Origin of the sequence: Bacillus sp. PAMC28571 (assembly GCF_014250435.1) — a bacterium.
GTDB lineage: Bacteria > Bacillota > Bacilli > Bacillales > Bacillaceae > Bacillus > Bacillus safensis.
Genome location: NZ_CP060191.1, coordinates 3,415,720 through 3,432,658, shown reverse-complemented (window position 1 = coordinate 3,432,658; position 16,939 = coordinate 3,415,720). Strand labels below are relative to the sequence as shown.

General features: G+C 43.3%; 17 protein-coding genes, 4 tRNA genes and 1 other annotated feature. Of the genes, 18 read left to right on the top strand and 3 right to left on the bottom strand.

The window, feature by feature from the left end; all coding sequences use genetic code 11:
- Window positions 1–9 precede the first annotated feature (9 nt).
- Both H7F25_RS17355 and H7F25_RS17350 read left to right on the top strand, forming a co-directional pair.
- On the top strand, window positions 10–1,167 hold the full coding sequence (locus H7F25_RS17355; RefSeq protein WP_185854004.1) for a DUF418 domain-containing protein: 1,158 nt from the start codon (window positions 10–12) through the stop codon (window positions 1,165–1,167).
- Window positions 1,157–1,366 carry a hypothetical protein gene (locus tag H7F25_RS17350; protein ID WP_149126094.1) on the top strand — a complete coding sequence of 70 codons (210 nt, stop codon included), beginning with the start codon at window positions 1,157–1,159 and terminating at the stop codon, window positions 1,364–1,366. The genes H7F25_RS17355 and H7F25_RS17350 overlap by 11 nt, the downstream gene beginning before the upstream one ends.
- Window positions 1,367–1,395: 29 nt before the next feature.
- On the opposite strand, the gene H7F25_RS17345 is transcribed toward H7F25_RS17350, so the two are convergent.
- Window positions 1,396–1,920, bottom strand: coding sequence for a peroxiredoxin family protein (locus tag H7F25_RS17345; RefSeq protein WP_149126095.1), 525 nt, complete (start codon window positions 1,918–1,920; stop codon window positions 1,396–1,398).
- A 343-nt stretch (window positions 1,921–2,263) separates the two neighbouring features.
- On the opposite strand from H7F25_RS17345, the gene H7F25_RS17340 reads away from it, so the two are divergent.
- The 11 genes from H7F25_RS17340 to H7F25_RS17290 all read left to right on the top strand — a co-directional run bounded on the left by H7F25_RS17340 (window position 2,264) and on the right by H7F25_RS17290 (window position 10,400).
- A tRNA-Lys gene (locus H7F25_RS17340) sits at window positions 2,264–2,339 on the top strand.
- A gap of 6 nt (window positions 2,340–2,345) precedes the next feature.
- Window positions 2,346–2,417, top strand: a tRNA-Glu gene (locus H7F25_RS17335).
- Between the two features lie 82 nt (window positions 2,418–2,499).
- Window positions 2,500–2,576 (top strand) — tRNA-Asp (locus H7F25_RS17330).
- A gap of 27 nt (window positions 2,577–2,603) precedes the next feature.
- Window positions 2,604–2,676 (top strand) — tRNA-Phe (locus tag H7F25_RS17325).
- Between the two features lie 348 nt (window positions 2,677–3,024).
- Complete coding sequence (gene yycF, locus H7F25_RS17320) at window positions 3,025–3,732, top strand: response regulator YycF (protein WP_024424030.1); 708 nt, start codon at window positions 3,025–3,027, stop codon at window positions 3,730–3,732.
- A gap of 7 nt (window positions 3,733–3,739) precedes the next feature.
- Entirely contained in the window at window positions 3,740–5,578 is a 1,839-nt protein-coding gene (walK, locus tag H7F25_RS17315) for a cell wall metabolism sensor histidine kinase WalK (protein ID WP_024424029.1), read from the top strand.
- Window positions 5,568–6,947: a two-component system activity regulator YycH gene (yycH, locus tag H7F25_RS17310; protein WP_024424028.1), complete on the top strand. Its 1,380-nt coding sequence runs from the start codon at window positions 5,568–5,570 to the stop codon at window positions 6,945–6,947. The genes walK and yycH overlap by 11 nt, the downstream gene beginning before the upstream one ends.
- Window positions 6,934–7,797 carry a two-component system regulatory protein YycI gene (locus H7F25_RS17305; protein ID WP_185854003.1) on the top strand — a complete coding sequence of 288 codons (864 nt, stop codon included), beginning with the start codon at window positions 6,934–6,936 and terminating at the stop codon, window positions 7,795–7,797. Before yycH ends, H7F25_RS17305 begins: the two co-directional genes overlap by 14 nt.
- Window positions 7,798–7,803: 6 nt before the next feature.
- A complete protein-coding gene (locus H7F25_RS17300; protein ID WP_024424026.1) occupies window positions 7,804–8,598 on the top strand; it encodes an MBL fold metallo-hydrolase in 795 nt (264 codons plus the stop codon).
- A gap of 78 nt (window positions 8,599–8,676) precedes the next feature.
- On the top strand, window positions 8,677–9,867 hold the full coding sequence (locus H7F25_RS17295) for a S1C family serine protease (protein WP_370880894.1): 1,191 nt from the start codon (window positions 8,677–8,679) through the stop codon (window positions 9,865–9,867).
- A 68-nt stretch (window positions 9,868–9,935) separates the two neighbouring features.
- Window positions 9,936–10,400 carry a GNAT family N-acetyltransferase gene (locus tag H7F25_RS17290; protein WP_041106743.1) on the top strand — a complete coding sequence of 155 codons (465 nt, stop codon included), beginning with the start codon at window positions 9,936–9,938 and terminating at the stop codon, window positions 10,398–10,400.
- A 38-nt stretch (window positions 10,401–10,438) separates the two neighbouring features.
- Here H7F25_RS17290 and H7F25_RS17285 read toward each other — a convergent pair whose 3' ends face one another.
- Both H7F25_RS17285 and H7F25_RS17280 read right to left on the bottom strand, forming a co-directional pair.
- Window positions 10,439–11,320, bottom strand: coding sequence for an ABC transporter ATP-binding protein (locus H7F25_RS17285; protein ID WP_149126096.1), 882 nt, complete (start codon window positions 11,318–11,320; stop codon window positions 10,439–10,441).
- On the bottom strand, window positions 11,321–12,010 hold the full coding sequence (locus H7F25_RS17280; RefSeq protein WP_185854002.1) for an ABC transporter permease subunit: 690 nt from the start codon (window positions 12,008–12,010) through the stop codon (window positions 11,321–11,323).
- 192 nt (window positions 12,011–12,202) lie between these two features.
- Window positions 12,203–12,473: a binding site (T-box leader), on the top strand.
- Window positions 12,474–12,584: 111 nt separating this feature from the next.
- Between H7F25_RS17280 and H7F25_RS17275 the strand changes: the two genes are divergently transcribed.
- The 5 genes from H7F25_RS17275 (at window position 12,585) to H7F25_RS17255 (ending at window position 16,905) form a co-directional block, all read left to right on the top strand.
- On the top strand, window positions 12,585–13,445 hold the full coding sequence (locus tag H7F25_RS17275) for an SAM hydrolase/SAM-dependent halogenase family protein (protein ID WP_024427616.1): 861 nt from the start codon (window positions 12,585–12,587) through the stop codon (window positions 13,443–13,445).
- A 14-nt stretch (window positions 13,446–13,459) separates the two neighbouring features.
- Window positions 13,460–14,017 carry an ECF-type riboflavin transporter substrate-binding protein gene (locus tag H7F25_RS17270; RefSeq protein ID WP_024424020.1) on the top strand — a complete coding sequence of 186 codons (558 nt, stop codon included), beginning with the start codon at window positions 13,460–13,462 and terminating at the stop codon, window positions 14,015–14,017.
- Between the two features lie 19 nt (window positions 14,018–14,036).
- Window positions 14,037–15,752 carry an ABC transporter ATP-binding protein gene (locus H7F25_RS17265; RefSeq protein WP_185854001.1) on the top strand — a complete coding sequence of 572 codons (1,716 nt, stop codon included), beginning with the start codon at window positions 14,037–14,039 and terminating at the stop codon, window positions 15,750–15,752.
- Window positions 15,743–16,573 carry an energy-coupling factor transporter transmembrane component T family protein gene (locus tag H7F25_RS17260; protein ID WP_185854000.1) on the top strand — a complete coding sequence of 277 codons (831 nt, stop codon included), beginning with the start codon at window positions 15,743–15,745 and terminating at the stop codon, window positions 16,571–16,573. The genes H7F25_RS17265 and H7F25_RS17260 overlap by 10 nt, the downstream gene beginning before the upstream one ends.
- 161 nt (window positions 16,574–16,734) lie before the next feature.
- Window positions 16,735–16,905, top strand: coding sequence for a CxxH/CxxC protein (locus tag H7F25_RS17255; RefSeq protein ID WP_185853999.1), 171 nt, complete (start codon window positions 16,735–16,737; stop codon window positions 16,903–16,905).
- Window positions 16,906–16,939: the final 34 nt, after the last annotated feature.

Here is a 16,939-nt window from a genome sequence, read left to right as displayed (position 1 = left end):
AGCGTTCTAGTGAAAGAAAGAATACGATTATTAGATATTTTACGAGGTTTTGCCATACTAGGCACCTTGGGAACGAACGTCTGGTTTTTTGCGTATGCAGGGGATACCTTTGCGACAGATCAGATTGCGGATGAATATGAAAATGGTAGTTTTCTAGAAAGTCTTGTCTCCATGTTCGTTTATGGAAAAATGCTCTCGCTGCTCACGATCATGTTTGGTGTTGGATTGGAGCTGAAATACCAGCAGGCAAAAAGGAAGGACACGCCTTGGCCGGGTACTTATTTATGGATTCTTTTATTTTTATTTATCGAAGGCTTTGTTCATTTTACACTTGTGATGGAATATGATGTGCTCATGAGCTATGCCGTTACGGGGCTGCTTGTGGCTTACATTGTACGGGGAGGAAGCAGGCGCATCAAAAAGGGCATGATTTTTTCAGGTGTGATTCATTTGCTCATGATGTCATGTCTGATGCTGTACTCCCTCTCTGAAATGGAGTCAGCGTCCGATGATCAAAGCGGTGAACCGGCGCTGGAAGAGCAGCTGCCAGAGACATGGATCTCGCAGGTTCAAGAACGGTTACAATACTTCTTCATGTACCGAGAAGAAGCGGTCTTTATTATTCCAATGAACACATTTCTGTTTTTATTAGGTGTGCGGATGATGAGAGCCGGTGTATTTTATGCAAATGAACGCGGACAATCTCTCCGGAAAATATTGTTCCGAATCGGACTGTGGATTGGTCTGCCGCTGAATGCACTAGTTTTCGTACCGAACGATTTAGTGGAATTTGTGGTGCGCTACGCCTTTTCACCATTCCTCTCTATTTTCTATATAGCTGTCATTGCGAAGCTCCTCGCACGCACGGAGTCATGGTTCATGTGGACTTGGTTTGAATATGTAGGGAAAATGGCGCTTAGCTGCTACATCCTGCAAAATATTATCTGCTCCATTCTTTTTTATAGCTGGGGATTGGGTCTTAGCGGTCAAATCAATGCGCCTCTTATTGTATTGGCATGGCTGTTGATTTCACTTCTGCAAATCGCGATTTCAGCAGTTTGTCTAAAGATTTGGAGAATTGGACCAATGGAATATATCCGTTCACGGGCACTTCGTCGGGTGACGATAAAAAAGCAGCATAAAGGGGATAGACACAATGTTTTTTAAAAAAATGACGAAAAGAGAACAAGCGAATACACATAAAGCAGCTGTAACAGCATTTGTCTTTTATCTTCTCGCATTAGGAGGGCATGCGCTGTACATGTATTTCCAGGGGAATAAACCACCCGTCACCTTTGTCATTCTCATGGCGGGACTCCTTGTTTTTTTCTCCGCTGACTGGCTATTTAACAAAAAGCGTTCATAAAAAAAGCCCTCATCATGAGGGCTTTTTCCTTACTTCAGGCTTTTATATTGGCCTTTTAAATTTTTACGGATGTACTGGATGATTTTGCGTAGTTCGTTGGCGTGCGGTCTGCCAAACGGACTTGTTTGTCTTTGCTGATAGAGCACTTGACCTTTTTCATTTAATAAGAAATAGGCGGGTTCACCGTGCACCCCGTGATCTTCATATGGGGCATCTTCCCCGTGATAGTGGACTTCATATGCTTTTAATGACGTGAGGTCATGGTCATACATGATCGGGAAGGATAGTTCCTCTTTATCCGCAAATGCCTTCAAGTCATCAGGGTTATCCGTGGAAATCGCCATCAAGTGAATATCCTTGTCCTGAAAATATGATTGCTGCTGTTCGAGTTCTTTTAACTCTTCTACACATACCGGACACCAAGATCCTCTAAAGAAAACGATCAGGTGCCAGCTTTGATGCTCCTCTAAATGTTTGTCGAAATCAATGTGATCGCCCTGTATTGTTGGAAGTGAAAAGTTGGGCATTTTATCTCCTAATTTGAATGAACTCATACTGCTTCCTCCTTTTTCAATGACAATGTCACTTATTTCATGTATAGCCATTTTTGAGCGGCCTGAAACGTACCTATGTGTTTGAGTAGGCAGAGGTCACCCGAAAAGGCGTATCTAATGAAGGCGGTTGCAGAAGCGGGGGCTTTGATAGGAGATATTTAAATCCGACACTTTTTTTAAAAAAATGTCGAAAAACGTATTGCCATATGTAATTACTCTATGATATTATAAATCTCGTTGTTGCAAAGGTCTCTGAAACTTGTTAGGATGCGATGTTCCAGCTTTTTTAAAGCGATTGGTTTGGCGCAATACAGCTTCTTCAGATTCACTTTTCACAAACCGAGAGCCATTAGCTCAGTTGGTAGAGCATCTGACTTTTAATCAGAGGGTCGAAGGTTCGAGTCCTTCATGGCTCACCATGTATTGGCCCGTTGGTCAAGCGGTTAAGACACCGCCCTTTCACGGCGGTAACACGGGTTCGAATCCCGTACGGGTCATTGATTTACTTTAGCGTTAAGCTAATTTTTTCCTCACTTGCTTGAAGGAGCACCACGATTGCTTTTTCGGGCAAGTTACTGAGGTCCGGTAGTTCAGTTGGTTAGAATGCCTGCCTGTCACGCAGGAGGTCGCGGGTTCGAGTCCCGTCCGGACCGCCATTTATACATATTCATCTTTTTGATGATGGCTCGGTAGCTCAGTTGGTAGAGCAACGGACTGAAAATCCGTGTGTCGGCGGTTCGATTCCGTCCCGAGCCACTTCCAAACGCATCTGCAATCGCAGGTGCGTTTTTATTATGAAAAGAAGGCATAAAAAGGGAGAAGCCGGACCTAGGTAGGGCCCGGCTCCATAAGAAGAAGACGTTACATCTATATAGACGGCTGGTGATTGGAAAAGTTTCAATAAAAAAGGAAAAAGTCATCAATTTTTTTCGGGCGGCACCTTCCTATCCAACGTTTACTAGAAAAGAAAGCCGTTATTATTTTTATCTTTGCCACGTAAAACGTTATAATAGACAGTGAGCCTTTTTTTCATAAACGAAAAAGGCGTAATGATACATGCAAAATGGAATGACATAGATGCTAAAAATGCAGGAGGAAATCACAATGGAAAAAAAGATTCTTGTCGTAGATGATGAAAAACCGATTGCTGATATATTGGAATTTAATTTAAGGAAAGAGGGCTATGAGGTTCATTGTGCATATGATGGAAACGAAGCCCTTGAAATGGTAGAAGAAATCAAGCCGGACATTATTCTGCTCGACATTATGCTGCCGAATAAAGATGGTGTTGAAGTATGCCGTGAAGTGAGAAAGAAATATGACATGCCGATTATCATGCTGACAGCAAAAGACTCTGAAATTGATAAAGTCATCGGCCTGGAGCTTGGCGCAGATGATTATGTGACGAAGCCTTTCAGCACACGTGAGCTGCTTGCCCGTGTGAAAGCGAATTTGAGAAGACAAACCGCTGCTCCGCAGACGGAGGAAGAATCTGAATCAAATGATATTGAGGTTGGATCACTTGTTATTTATCCAGATGCGTATGTGGTGTCTAAGCGCGAGGAAACGATAGAATTAACGCACCGTGAGTTCGAACTGCTTCATTACTTAGCGAAACATATCGGACAAGTCATGACACGTGAGCACTTGCTGCAAACGGTATGGGGCTACGATTACTTCGGAGATGTCCGTACAGTAGACGTTACAGTCCGCCGTCTTCGTGAGAAGATTGAAGACAACCCTAGTCACCCGAGCTGGATCGTGACAAGACGAGGCGTCGGCTACTATTTAAGAAACCCAGAACAGGACTAAGATTCTTATGAGTAAAGTAGGTTTTTTTCGCTCGATTCACTTTAAATTGACCTTGATTTACGTGCTGCTGATCATCGTTGCCATGCAGATCATTGGCGTGTACTTTGTGAAGCAGCTAGAGCAGTCCTTAATTAATTCATATGATAATTCCTTGAATCAGCGAATCTACTCGTTATCGTATTACCTAGAACAAGATTCATCGAAGAGCAAGGCAGAATTAAAAGAGGATGCTCAAAAGATATTAAACGATTTTAACAACAAAGATGAGTCTAATGAAATCTCTGAAGTCAGCTATATTGATGAAAGCAGAGAGGTCATTGCCTCTGTCAATAACGGCAGCCAAGAGATTGCCGGAAAGAAAATCACTGATCAAATCATTAGCCGTATTTTTGCGGTTGGCAAAGACTATGAGAAAAAATTCTATGACCCTGAGTCAAATAAAAGGGTGCGTATTTCTGCGACAGCCGTAAAAAATGAGAACCAAGAGACCGTTGGTGTGATTTATGTTGTGTCTTCAATGGAAAGTGTGTTTAACCAAATGCGAACCATTAACACCATTTTAGCGACTGGGACACTGATTGCACTTGGGACGACTGCTCTACTTGGTATCTTCATCTTTAGAACGATCACTCATCCTATTTCAGATATGAGAAAGCAGGCGATCGAGCTTGCCAAAGGGAACTTCTCCAGAAAGGTCCGGAAGTATGGACATGACGAGATTGGCCAGCTTGCGACAACCTTTAACCATCTGACGAGAGAGCTGGAGGAAGCTCAGCTGATGACGGAGGGGGAGCGGAAAAAGCTTTCTTCTGTCATTGCCTATATGACGGACGGTGTCATCGCAACGAATCAAAACGGTGCGATTATTCTATTAAACAGCCCCGCATTAGAGCTGTTAAATGTTTCACGTGAAACAGCTTTAGAGATGCCGATCACGTCTTTGCTTGGCTTAGAGGAAACTCATACATTTGAAGATTTAGTCGAAAATCAAGATTCCATGCTGATAGAAATTGAGCGCGAAGATCAGCTGTCTGTATTGCGTGTTAATTTCTCCGTCATTCAGAAAGAGCATGGGAAAATTGATGGCTTAATTGCGGTCATTTATGACGTCACAGAGCAGGAGAAAATTGATGCTGAACGCCGTGAATTCGTAGCGAACGTATCGCATGAGCTGCGCACACCGCTGACGACGATGCGAAGCTATCTTGAGGCACTGGCTGAAGGTGCGATTGGTGATAAAGAGCTTGCGCCAAGATTTCTCAGTGTCACGCAAAATGAAACGGAGCGCATGATCCGGCTTGTCAATGACCTGCTGCAGCTGTCTAAGTTCGACAGCAAGGATTATCAATTCAACCGTGAGTGGACGAACTTTATCAGGTTTATCTCGCTCGTCATTGATCGTTTTGAAATGACGAAGGAGCAGCATGTCGATTTTATCCGCAACCTGCCGCAGCGTGAAGTATATGTGGAAATCGACCAAGATAAAATTACACAGGTGCTCGATAATATCATTTCCAATGCCATGAAATACTCACCAGAGGGTGGACACATCACGTTTACCGTTGATCTGGATGAAGAGAAAGGCCTTGTGTTATTTAGCGTCAAAGATGAAGGAATCGGTATTCCGAAGAAGGATATGGATAAAATCTTTGAACGTTTTTATCGGGTAGATAAAGCAAGAACAAGAAAGCTTGGCGGAACCGGCCTCGGTCTTGCGATTGCAAAAGAAATGGTTCAAGCTCATGGCGGAGATATTTGGGCTGACAGCATTGAAGGAAAAGGGACAACGGTGACCTTTACCCTTCCGTACAATGAAGAACAAGAGGATGATTGGGATGAAGCGTGAGACCTTTAAAACCATAATATTGACAATCCTAATTGCGATCAGTCTTGTATTTACGTGGAATATCTGGATGTTCCAGCCCGTCATGCAGGATCAGGCAGATACCGGCACAAAGGTCGTGGAAACGAAGAAGATTTCAAGCGACGAGCCTAGAAGTCTCATTGATGTCGTGAAGCCGCGCGAGATGTTCATCCATTCAAATGGAGAGCATTTTAAAGTGGATCAAAAGGAACTCTTTCAAAACTTTTGGAATGATGTGAGCCTTTGGGATGTCAAAGAGATTAATGATGTGTCAGATCAATATTCCGAGCAGAAATTTAAGAATTTCTTCTATGGACGCGAAGGACAAGGGAAGACATTGGATCTTGTGTTCAATGATCCGATTCCGATTGATATTTTCCAAGCGCTCTTTAAATGGCCGAACAAGTCCATTGAATACAACTCGTTTGATCGGATGATCGTGCCGTTCGCTCAGCAGGATAAGGCGAATAAAAAAGTATATTTGGTCTCATACAGCAAGGAGACGGTGCTTGAGCTGACAATTGAGTCCGCCAATTACCGTAATCTAATGAACAGTATCGCAGCGGCTCAAAACGAGATGCCGCGCTATGATCTTTATACATTCTCGACGAATTCTAAACGAGATTTCCTTCTTCCGAGAAAGCAAAAGCAGCTTGAAGCGAAGATGTTCTTTATCGAAACGATTAAGACAAACAAGTTCAAAGACGCTTTGTTTACGGACCCGAGCCTTGTCGGTGAGGAATCTAATTTAAACCGGACAGTGTACACAGATGGCACAAGCCGCCTTGAAGCCAATCAAAAAGACCACCGCATTCAATATCAGCACCGCAATATCAATTCCAGCACTGTTTTCCAAACGGGGGATTTGATTAAGCGAAGCGTGAAATATTTCAATGATACGGGAAGCTTTACTGATGACTATCAATATTTTGGTATCAACAGCAACCAGCAGCTGTCCTTTAATATGTTTATGGACGGTCTGCCGATTGTGAACAGTACAAAGCATCCATTTGGGATGACCTCCCTTGAAGTTCAATGGGCGAATGATGACATTTTGAATTACAAGCGTCCAAACTATATTCTTGGCAATAAAGCGAGTCAAAGTGAACAGGTCAAGCTGATGAACGGGACAGAGCTGAAGGACTTGATCATCAAGCAGACGAAATATGATGATCTGGAGAAAATTGAACAGATTTTCCCTGCATATCAAGCTGCTTCAACTCCATCAGATCAAGATCAAGCGATGTTTGTTTGGCTGGAGCCTGTATGGTGCATGAAATATAACGGCAAAACCGTGATTCTATCGAATGATCTTTTGACAGAGGGGAGCGAGAATCATGGAGTGGAATAAGACCAAAACGATCTTTATCCTAGCCTTTCTCGTTCTCGATATCTTTCTAGGTTTTCAATACTTTGAAAAACGGTCAACCGATCATTTTGCGATTATCGAAAAAACGGATACGCTGGAAGAAATGAAGGCAGACGGGATCAAATATGGCAATCTATCAGATGAAGCGAAGATTGGATACCGCATTACAGCTGAAAAGAAGCAATATACGAAAAAGGATGTCAACGGATTAGCTGATCAAAAGGCGAAAAGCACGTTCCCGAAAACAGAAAAAGATGATCCTGTCACGCTGCTTGAAATGACCTTCAACAAGCCAGTTGCCTTGCCGAAAAAGGATATGAAAACAGCGGCGACGAACCTTGTGAACCAGCGTTTGCTGGATGGGAAGAATTATAAGCTGTGGAATATAGATGAAGAGACAGGGAAAATCGTCTTTTTCCAAACGTATAAAGGGAAATACATCTTCCAAGAAGGCCTTGATGACACCGAAACCATCGGGCAAATTACCTTAAATCTCAACGATCAAAACGAAGTCGTCTCATATCAGCAATCGATGGTGACGTCGATTAATGAAGTGAGAAAAGAAACCCTTGTCCCAGCACTTGAAACCGTGAAGGACTTATATACGCAAAATATGCTGAGTCAAAACACGACCGTGAAAAAGGTAGAGCTTGGCTACTATACGCAATACCCAGGGGCAAGCACGCAAGTCATGGTTCCTGTTTGGCGGGTGGAGCTTGAAGGCGTATCAGCAGGTTCAAAGAAAAAGACAGAGGAAGAATATTTGATCAATGCCATCGATGGCTCAACACTTGATCATATAGAGAAAGATGACAAATCTTCAATGGAGTGAGAGAACATGAGCTTGCAGTTCAGTGTACTAGCGAGCGGAAGTACGGGGAACGCTTTTTATTTAGAAACAGACGAGCATGCCTTTTTGGTGGATGCTGGTTTAAGCGGCAAACAGATGGTCGAGCTGCTTGGCCAAATCGACCGCAAGCCTGAGGACTTGGACGGCATTTTTGTGACACACGAGCACTCCGATCATATTAAAGGGCTTGGTGTCATGGCAAGAAAGTACAAGCTTCCTGTCTATGCAAATGCGAAAACATGGAAGGCGATGGAATCTCATATCGGAAAAATTGATACAGAGCAGAAATTCCATTTTGATATGGAGACCGTTCAATCCTTTGGCGGCCTTGATGTCGAGTCATTTGGTGTCTCACACGATGCGGCAGAGCCTATGTTTTACGTGTTCCATTATGGAGGGCGCAAACTTGCCCTCATGACGGATACAGGCTATGTGAGTGACCGCATGAAAGGCATTATTAAGTCAGCCAATACGTTTGTGTTTGAGAGCAATCATGATGTCGGGATGCTGCAAATGGGCCGATACCCATGGAGCATTAAGCGCAGAATTCTAAGCGATGTCGGACATGTATCAAATGAAGATGCTGCTCTTGCGATGACAGATGTCATTGGAGATGCCACCTCACGCATTTATTTGGCTCACTTGAGTCAAGACAACAACATGAAGGATTTAGCCCGTATGGCGGTCCAGCAGACGCTTGAAATGAAGGGCTTTGTTGTGGGGGACGGCTTTGATTTATTTGATACGGACCCGAAAAAAGCAACCCCGCTTTGCGCCGTATGATTTTTATAATCGTATGATTAAGATGAGAGCTTCTTACCAACACTATATACATCATCTATTCACTGAAAGGAAGGAAACATAGTGGATTATCGCGATGTAGAGTGGAAGCCGAGACGAAGCAGAAAAGGATATTTTCTTTCTGGTTTGATCGGTGTATTGGTAGGAGCTTTTTTAATGGGATTCTTTTTCCCCTATATATCTGGACAGAGCGGCAGCCTTTTTGGATGGCAGCAGAACGGTGATGGGCAAGCATCACAGGGTCCTTTAAAGACGGTGAATGTAAACGTCAATGATGCTGTCACGAAAGTGGTGTCTAATATGTCAGATACGGTGGTCGGCGTCATTAATATCCAAAAGTCGAGCTTTTGGGAGGAAGGCGGAGAAGCAGGCAGCGGGTCAGGTGTGATCTATAAGAAAAAGGGTGACACGTTTTATATTGTCACAAACCATCACGTCATCAAAGGCGCCAACCAGCTTGAAGTGAGCCTCCATGACGGGACAAGAATTAGTGCCAATCTTGTCGGCAGCGATCAGCTCATGGATTTAGCTGTTCTCACTGTCAAAAGTGATAAAATCAAGAAAACCGCAGCCTTCGGTAACTCAGATCATGTGAAGCCGGGTGAGCCAGTCATCGCCATTGGAAATCCATTAGGGCTTGAATTCGCAGGCTCTGTCACACAAGGGGTCATTTCAGGCACAGAGCGAGCGATCCCTGTTGACTCAAATGGAGACGGACAGACGGATTGGAATGCAGAGGTACTGCAAACAGATGCCGCCATCAATCCTGGAAACAGCGGTGGTGCCTTGATCAATATGGACGGAAAGGTGATCGGCATCAACTCAATGAAGATTGCTGAATCAGAGGTAGAAGGAATCGGGCTGTCTATTCCAGCGAATCTGGTCATCCCTGTCATAGAGGATTTAGAGCGTTACGGAGAGGTAAAGCGTCCGTATCTTGGCGTCGGCATGAAATCATTAGCGGATATTGCGAGCTACCACTGGCAGGAAACGTTGAAACTGCCATCCAAGGTTACATCTGGGGTCGTTGTCATGAGTGTTGAGCCGTTATCTCCAGCAGGAAAAGCGGGACTAAAAGAGCTGGATGTCGTGACCTCCTTCGATGGCAAGAGTGTACAGAATATCGTGGATCTTCGTAAGTACTTATATCAAAGGAAGGTCGGCGACAAGGTAAAAGTGCAATTTTACCGAAGCGGGAAGAAAAAATCAGCAGAGATCAAACTTTCTCAAACCGACCGATATGGCGGCTAACCAGTTCCAGTAAGGGACTGGTTTTTTTGGCATGACTGACATATGATGAAGGAAAGGGGGTTGTAAGATTGGTTACACTACAACGGATGTCACAAACCGATTACGATGTATTGATAGAGAAGGCCATTCAGCGGTACGCGGAAGAAAAGGTACTCGCAGGAACATGGAAGAAGGAAGAATCACTTGCGAACGCAGAAGAACAATTTGACAGGCTTCTTCCAGAAGGACTTCAGACAGAGCATCATGAGCTGTGGAATTTCTTAAACGGAGATGAAGCGATTGGCTGGGTTTGGCTTTGCTATGACCCGAATCACCCGCAGCACGAAGGATTTATTTATAACTTTATTTTGTTTGAAGCTTATCGAGGAAAAGGCTTTGCAAAGCAGGCCATTGCTGCATTAGAGGAGCAGGCAAAGTCATTAGGTGTGCAAAAACTCTCGCTCCATGTCTTTGCTCACAATCAAATCGCCCGTTCGCTGTACGAGAAAACGGGATTTGCAGAAACCGGTATTTATATGAGTAAACCTTTATAAAAAAGAAGAAGTACCGTGCAGAAAGCGTACGGTACTTTTTATGAGGACATCATGGCATCCTGAGCCGTGACTCTGTATAAATCGACTTTACACTTCACGAAAGCGCGAATGATCGCTGGAACTTGAGCTTCTGAACGAATTAACAATGAGGTCTCGTCATCACTGATCACAAGATCTGTTCCGACAGTTTGTAGGTACTGCGTGAGAACAGGTTTCACCTCATCATCAATCCATGCATGCTTGAAGGTTGCACGTATGTTTGAGGATGTGATGGTTTTCTCTTGAGGATGAGTATGTGGGGACACTAATTTTCCTTCAGAAATGAACGCCGTTTTGGTACAAATACTTTTGGTGAACCTTGGGCGGTCAGCTGTTAAAAAGACGGTTTTCCCTTCATCCTTTAATGTTTCAATGACCCGCTGAATGTGCAAGATCGAATCTGCATCAATATCGGCAAAAGGTTCGTCAAGTAAAATAAATTCCGGCTGATGGGCGATGGCCTGTGCCATTCCAAGCCGTTTCTTCATACCAGGTGTGAAGGCACCGACCTTCTCCTGATGATCATGATGTAAACCGACAAATTCGAGCAGTTCTTCATAATCACTCGTTCTCTGGCGTGTTCCGGTGATTTTTGACAAATAGGCAATATGCTCAAGAGCCGTAAGACCTTCATATAAATCCGTATATTCTGGCAGAACACCGATATGCTGTCTCACTTTTTTTAGCGAAGGCATATTCATCACTGTAAACGTACCAGAGGTAGGGCGGGAGATCCCGGTAATGATATTGAAAAACGTCGTCTTACCAGATCCCTTTGGTCCAATGAGGCCGAAGATATCGCCCTGATTGACATCAAGATTAATATGATCTATTGCGACTTTTGTACGATATTTTTTTGTGAGCCCTTTTGTATGAAGCATCTACACATCCCTCCTTTGAAACAGCAGTGCAGTTCCAACGAGTAAGATAACGGTCAATGCCGTGTTCATTAGGACGTAGGTCAGCGGTTCACTCCAGCGCGCATAATAATAAGGCGTCATATATTGGAACCAATGAATCATTCGTTCTGAAGAAAGAACAGAAATCATACTGACGATTGGGAAAAGAAAGGAAAATAACATACCGACAAACATTGATTTCTGCGGTGTTGGAAAGAGCATGGACAAAAATAAAGCACATGAGATACCGACACTGATAAAGGTTAAGATTTTTAAGGCATCTGAGAACAGAAAACGGTGTGAAATCACCATATTCAGCACATATGTCGTCATAATACAGCTAAGCCAAAACAGCATCAGTCCTAGATATTTCCCGATGATAATGTTCAAACGGGTTGTTTTACTGACGAGAAAACGAATGGTTTTCAAATGAATTTCGCGGCTTAAAATATCATGAGACAACAAAAAAATAAGGAAGAAACCAAATAAAGACATCACCAGTTCATTCCCAATAGAATAAGGATCCTTTGCCAGTTCCCATTTTTCCTGATGAGCAGCGATAAACGGAAGACTTGAAACAAAAGTAGATAAAATGAAAATAATAACAATTGTTAAAATAGATTTTGTGCTTTTGAAGAGCTGCTTAAACTCATTCATACAGATGGTCCACACACGCTGTACCTCCCTTCACCTTTATTATACCCCTAGAAAAGAAAGACACCATATCTCGCTCTTTAACATTTGTTTAAATTTCATAAAAAGAAGACTCTTCCAGCACCAGTTGACTCATTTTTAAAAATGTTCAGAAAAATATCTTGATTTATCAAAAAACATCATGTATGATAGCTTTAATTCAAGATAGTTATACAGGCAATGACGAGAGAAAGTACAATCATCAATTTTTTCACAGAGAGCTTCGGCAGCTGAAAAGAAGCAAAAATAATGATTCGAAAAATGGTCTCTGAGCCTCGTGCTGAACATATCTATGATATTAGTAGGTGACGACGAGAGTTGGTACTCGTTATCAAAACCACAGTATATGAGCCAGATTGGAGCTTTGTACTTGTAGAGGCTGTTTAGCGCGAGCAAACAGTAAATAAAGGTGGTACCACGAGACAAATACCTCGTCCTTATGATTCAAAGATAAGGATGGGGTATTTTTTATTGTCCACTTTTTTTCATACAATTGTTCAAATGTTCCACGTGAAACACCACATCCATTTTTTCAAATGAAAGGGAGATTGACATGAGTGAACATGCATTGGTTTTACAATCAGATTTCGGCATTGATGATGGAGCTGTCAGTGCAATGTACGGAGTGGCAAATACGGTCAGCAGCAGCATCCGCATTTTTGATTTAACACACAATATTCCGCAGTATGACATTTGGGAGGCATCTTATCGCCTGCTTCAAACCGTCACATACTGGCCGGAAGAGACGGTATTTGTTTCCGTCGTTGACCCGGGCGTTGGATCAGAGAGAAAAAGTCTTGTCGTCAAAACGACAAGTTCACACTATATTATTACCCCAGATAACGGGACACTCACGCACGTTGCCCAGGATATTGGCATTGTGGAAGCCCGTTATTTAGATGAAACCATTAACCGGCTGCCAAAGTCGGGAAAATCACATACTTTCCATGGGAGAGATATTTACGCTTATACAGGGGCGAGAATTGCATCAGGTGTGATTTCTTTTGAAGAGGTTGGGCCAAAGGCGAATATCGATGATATTATCCATCTTCCAGTTGTACAGGCTTATGCGGAAGAAGATGTGATCACAGGGACGATTGATATTTTAGATGTGAGATTCGGAAACCTATGGACAAACATTCATCACACGTTATTTGAGCAGCTTTCAATTAATTACGGCGATGCAATAGAAGTTACCATTGCCAACGGGCCAAAAAATGTGTATAAAAATATCATGACCTATGGACGATCTTTTGCCGACTTAAAGGTAGGCGAACCACTCGTATATGTCAATTCACTCGACCATTTAGGCGTGGCGATCAATCAAGGGTCATTTGCAAAGGCTTATAACATCGGTACAGGCACAGGCTGGCGCCTTTCGATTCGCAAAGCTCCGCGCATTATATACGAATAAGAGGAGGATACATCATGGCAGGAAAACAACTTTCAACGAAAACTGTCGTTGCCATTGGAATTGGCGCAGCCGTCTTTGTGATTCTAGGACGATTCGTCTCCATTCCAACTGGTATTCCGAATACACAAATTGAAACCTCATACGCATTCCTAGCATTAATGGCCGTGCTATTTGGTCCTGTTGCAGGCGCACTGATTGGTTTTATTGGCCATCTCATTAAAGATGCGACCACATTTGGCCCTTGGTGGAGCTGGATTATTGTATCGGGTGTCGTTGGTTTATTGATCGGCTTTATTTCTAACCGTTTAAAAGTAGAAGAGGGAGACTTCGGCTGGAAGAAAATCACGCTCTTTAATGCCGTACAAGCAGGCGCACAGGCATTAGGCTGGTTTATCATTGCTCCTGTACTTGACATTGTGATCTATGCAGAACCTGCGAACAAAGTGTTTGTTCAAGGCATCGTGGCAGGGATTTCAAACATCATCACAGTTGGTGTACTAGGAACCATCATCATTGCAGCTTATGCGAAAACGAGAAGCAAAAGCGGCAGCCTATCGAAAGAAACATCATGAAGCAAGGTGGAACACATAAATGAAGAAACCGATGATTCAATTCGAACATTTCGGATTCAAGTATCGCAGTCAGGCAGAACCAACATTAAAGGATATCAACCTGACGATCTATGAAGGAGAAAAAGTTCTCATCGCAGGCCCGTCTGGATCGGGAAAAAGCACACTAGCCCATTGTATCAATGGGCTAGTTCCTGCGTCTTATAAAGGTTCTATGGAAGGAAGTCTTCACATCGGCGGGAAAAATGCAGAGAAAGAGAACATTTTCTCTCTCTCACAGCTTGTCGGAACGGTGCTTCAGGATCCTGATGGACAATTTATCGGGCTGACCGTTGGAGAAGACATTGCTTTTACACTTGAAAATGATCAAGTCACACGTGAAGAAATGAAAACACGTGTCGAGAAAGCGGCAAAATTAACAGAGGTAGACGGCAAGCTGGCATCATCCGTGCATGAGCTGTCAGGCGGACAAAAACAACGTGTCGCCATTGCGGGCGTACTTGTCAATGATGTCGACATTCTGCTGTTTGATGAACCACTTGCAAGCCTAGACCCCGCAACAGGTAAAGAAGTCATCGACCTCATTGACCGGCTGCAAAAACAAACGAAAAAAACCATTGTGATAGTTGAGCACCGATTAGAAGACGTCCTCTTCCGTCATGTGGACCGCATTATCGTTGTCAATGAAGGAACGATTGTAGCGGATATGACACCAGATAAATTGCTCGCCTCAAACGTATTAGAAGCGGCGTATTTGCGTGAGCCTTTATATGTAAAGGCGATGAAATATGCAGGCATTCCGGTTGCGCCAGGAGATCAGATCGCTGATTTACAGCGTCTTACCTTAGACGACGAGGCAAAAGAAAAAATCGAACAGTGGATGGAAGCGTCTGAGCCATCAGTAGAACAGATTGCAGCACAGGATTTACTAGAAGTGCGCGAGCTGAGCTTTGACTATCCAACAAGACCAAATACGCTGAGCAACATCTCTTTTACCGTCAAAAAAGGGGAAATGATCAGCATCGCAGGAGCCAATGGAGCAGGCAAGACAACATTATCTAAGGTGCTTTGTGCATTTGAAAAGCCAACGAAAGGGTCAATTCTTTTAAATGGTGATGACATCACAGGAGATACGATCAAACAGCGCTCCGAACGAATCGGCGTCGTCATGCAAAACCCAAATCAAATGATTTCAAAACAAATGATCTTTGATGAGGTGGCACTCGGTCTCGTTTTAAGAGGCGTAAAGGAAGAAGAGATCAAGGAACGGGTGGAGCGGGTCTTGAAAGTGTGCGGACTGTATCCATTTCGGAACTGGCCGGTCTCAGCCCTCAGCTTTGGACAGAAAAAACGCGTCACCATCGCGTCAATTCTTGTATTAGAGCCAGAAATACTCATCCTAGATGAACCAACCGCAGGACAGGACTTTAAACATTACACAGAGATGATGACGTTTTTAGAGCAATTAAATCAGCAGGGTGTCACGATTTTCATGATCACCCATGATATGCACTTGATGCTTGAATACACAACAAGAACCATTGTCATTTCAGATGGAGAAAAAATCGCAGATGATACACCAGCCAAAGTGCTGACAGATCAGCTGCTTGTTCAAAAGGCGAGTTTAAAGGAAACGTCGCTGTATGAACTGGCGCTGAAAGCAGACTGGCCAAATCCAAATGAACTCGTGGATCGCTTCATTGAGGTTGACAGAAAGGAACGAATGACATGGCTGTAGACATGCTGTCTTATATCGATCGTCCGTCACCGATTCACCGGCTGACAGGTGCAACCAAACTCATTTGCTTTATCCTCTGGTCATCCGCAGCGATGCTCACGTATGATACAGGCGTATTAGTGTTTATGTTAGCCGCCAGTATCGTGTTCTTTCAGCTATCGAACGTACGATTTCGTGATATTTCCTTCGTGGTGATCGTCCTGGCGATTTTCCTAGTGATCAATAACATCGCCATTTACATCTTTGCGCCCCAGCAAGGTGTCGCCATCTACGGAGCAAAGCATGAGCTGTTTCATATTGCAGGCTGGTATAATGTCACACTTGAACAGCTTTTCTATCAGTTGAACATTACACTCAAATATGTGACCGTGATGCCAGCAGCGCTTTTGTTTATTGTGTCAACAAATCCAAGTGAATTCGCCTCATCTCTCAGCCGAATTGGGGTCAGCTACCGGATTTCGTATGCTGTAGCGATTGCTCTTCGTTATATTCCAGATATTCAGCGGGATTTTCGCACGATCGCGATTTCTCAGCAAGCAAGAGGCATTGATTTATCGAAGAATGAAAAGCTGGGGAAACGGATTAAAAATGCGCTGTCTATTGTCATGCCATTGATATTTTCTAGCCTAGAGCGGATTGAAACGATCAGCAATGCGATGGAGCTGCGAGGGTTTGGAAAGCATAAAAAGCGAACATGGTTTACAGCAAAAGACTTTCAAAAAGCAGATTATGTGGCGTTATTGTTTGTTGGTGTGGTGCTGATCGTGTCGCTAGTGATTACATTTGTTAGAGGAACGAGATTTTATAATCCGTTTCTATAGAAGGAAGCCTTCACAGGAGTGGAGGCTTTTTTGTTTGGTTTGTGGATAAAAGGTGGAGGAAATGGTAAAAGACTATTAACATGTGAATAAATCGGTTATATTGGACAATGAGCGAAACACTTGTGAATAACCAGAGAACCTATTGGAGGAATCAGAAACTTATGAACAAAACATATTATGCGTGTGCAGAACACATAGAAACCGTATTAGACATGTACATAGATGATCACGAAACGCCGCTGGAATTCAGAAAAATCGAACATACACACAGTTTATCCACAACCTGTGAATTGTGCGATGAACCTGCAATATATATAGTGGGGAACGAATGATCGGACACAAAATACACAAATTTTATCCACAATT

Bases quoted from the DNA above. Each gene is read 5' to 3' on its own strand.
- H7F25_RS17350 (WP_149126094.1), top strand. From the start codon at position 1,157: ATGTTTTTTAAAAAAATGACGAAAAGAGAACAAGCGAATACACATAAA.
- H7F25_RS17345 (WP_149126095.1), bottom strand. From the start codon at position 1,920: ATGAGTTCATTCAAATTAGGAGATAAAATGCCCAACTTTTCACTTCCA.
- yycF (WP_024424030.1), top strand. From the start codon at position 3,025: ATGGAAAAAAAGATTCTTGTCGTAGATGATGAAAAACCGATTGCTGAT.
- walK (WP_024424029.1), top strand. From the start codon at position 3,740: ATGAGTAAAGTAGGTTTTTTTCGCTCGATTCACTTTAAATTGACCTTG.
- yycH (WP_024424028.1), top strand. From the start codon at position 5,568: ATGAAGCGTGAGACCTTTAAAACCATAATATTGACAATCCTAATTGCG.
- H7F25_RS17305 (WP_185854003.1), top strand. From the start codon at position 6,934: ATGGAGTGGAATAAGACCAAAACGATCTTTATCCTAGCCTTTCTCGTT.
- H7F25_RS17300 (WP_024424026.1), top strand. From the start codon at position 7,804: ATGAGCTTGCAGTTCAGTGTACTAGCGAGCGGAAGTACGGGGAACGCT.
- H7F25_RS17285 (WP_149126096.1), bottom strand. From the start codon at position 11,320: ATGCTTCATACAAAAGGGCTCACAAAAAAATATCGTACAAAAGTCGCA.
- H7F25_RS17275 (WP_024427616.1), top strand. From the start codon at position 12,585: ATGAGTGAACATGCATTGGTTTTACAATCAGATTTCGGCATTGATGAT.
- H7F25_RS17270 (WP_024424020.1), top strand. From the start codon at position 13,460: ATGGCAGGAAAACAACTTTCAACGAAAACTGTCGTTGCCATTGGAATT.
- H7F25_RS17265 (WP_185854001.1), top strand. From the start codon at position 14,037: ATGAAGAAACCGATGATTCAATTCGAACATTTCGGATTCAAGTATCGC.
- H7F25_RS17260 (WP_185854000.1), top strand. From the start codon at position 15,743: ATGGCTGTAGACATGCTGTCTTATATCGATCGTCCGTCACCGATTCAC.
- H7F25_RS17255 (WP_185853999.1), top strand. From the start codon at position 16,735: ATGAACAAAACATATTATGCGTGTGCAGAACACATAGAAACCGTATTA.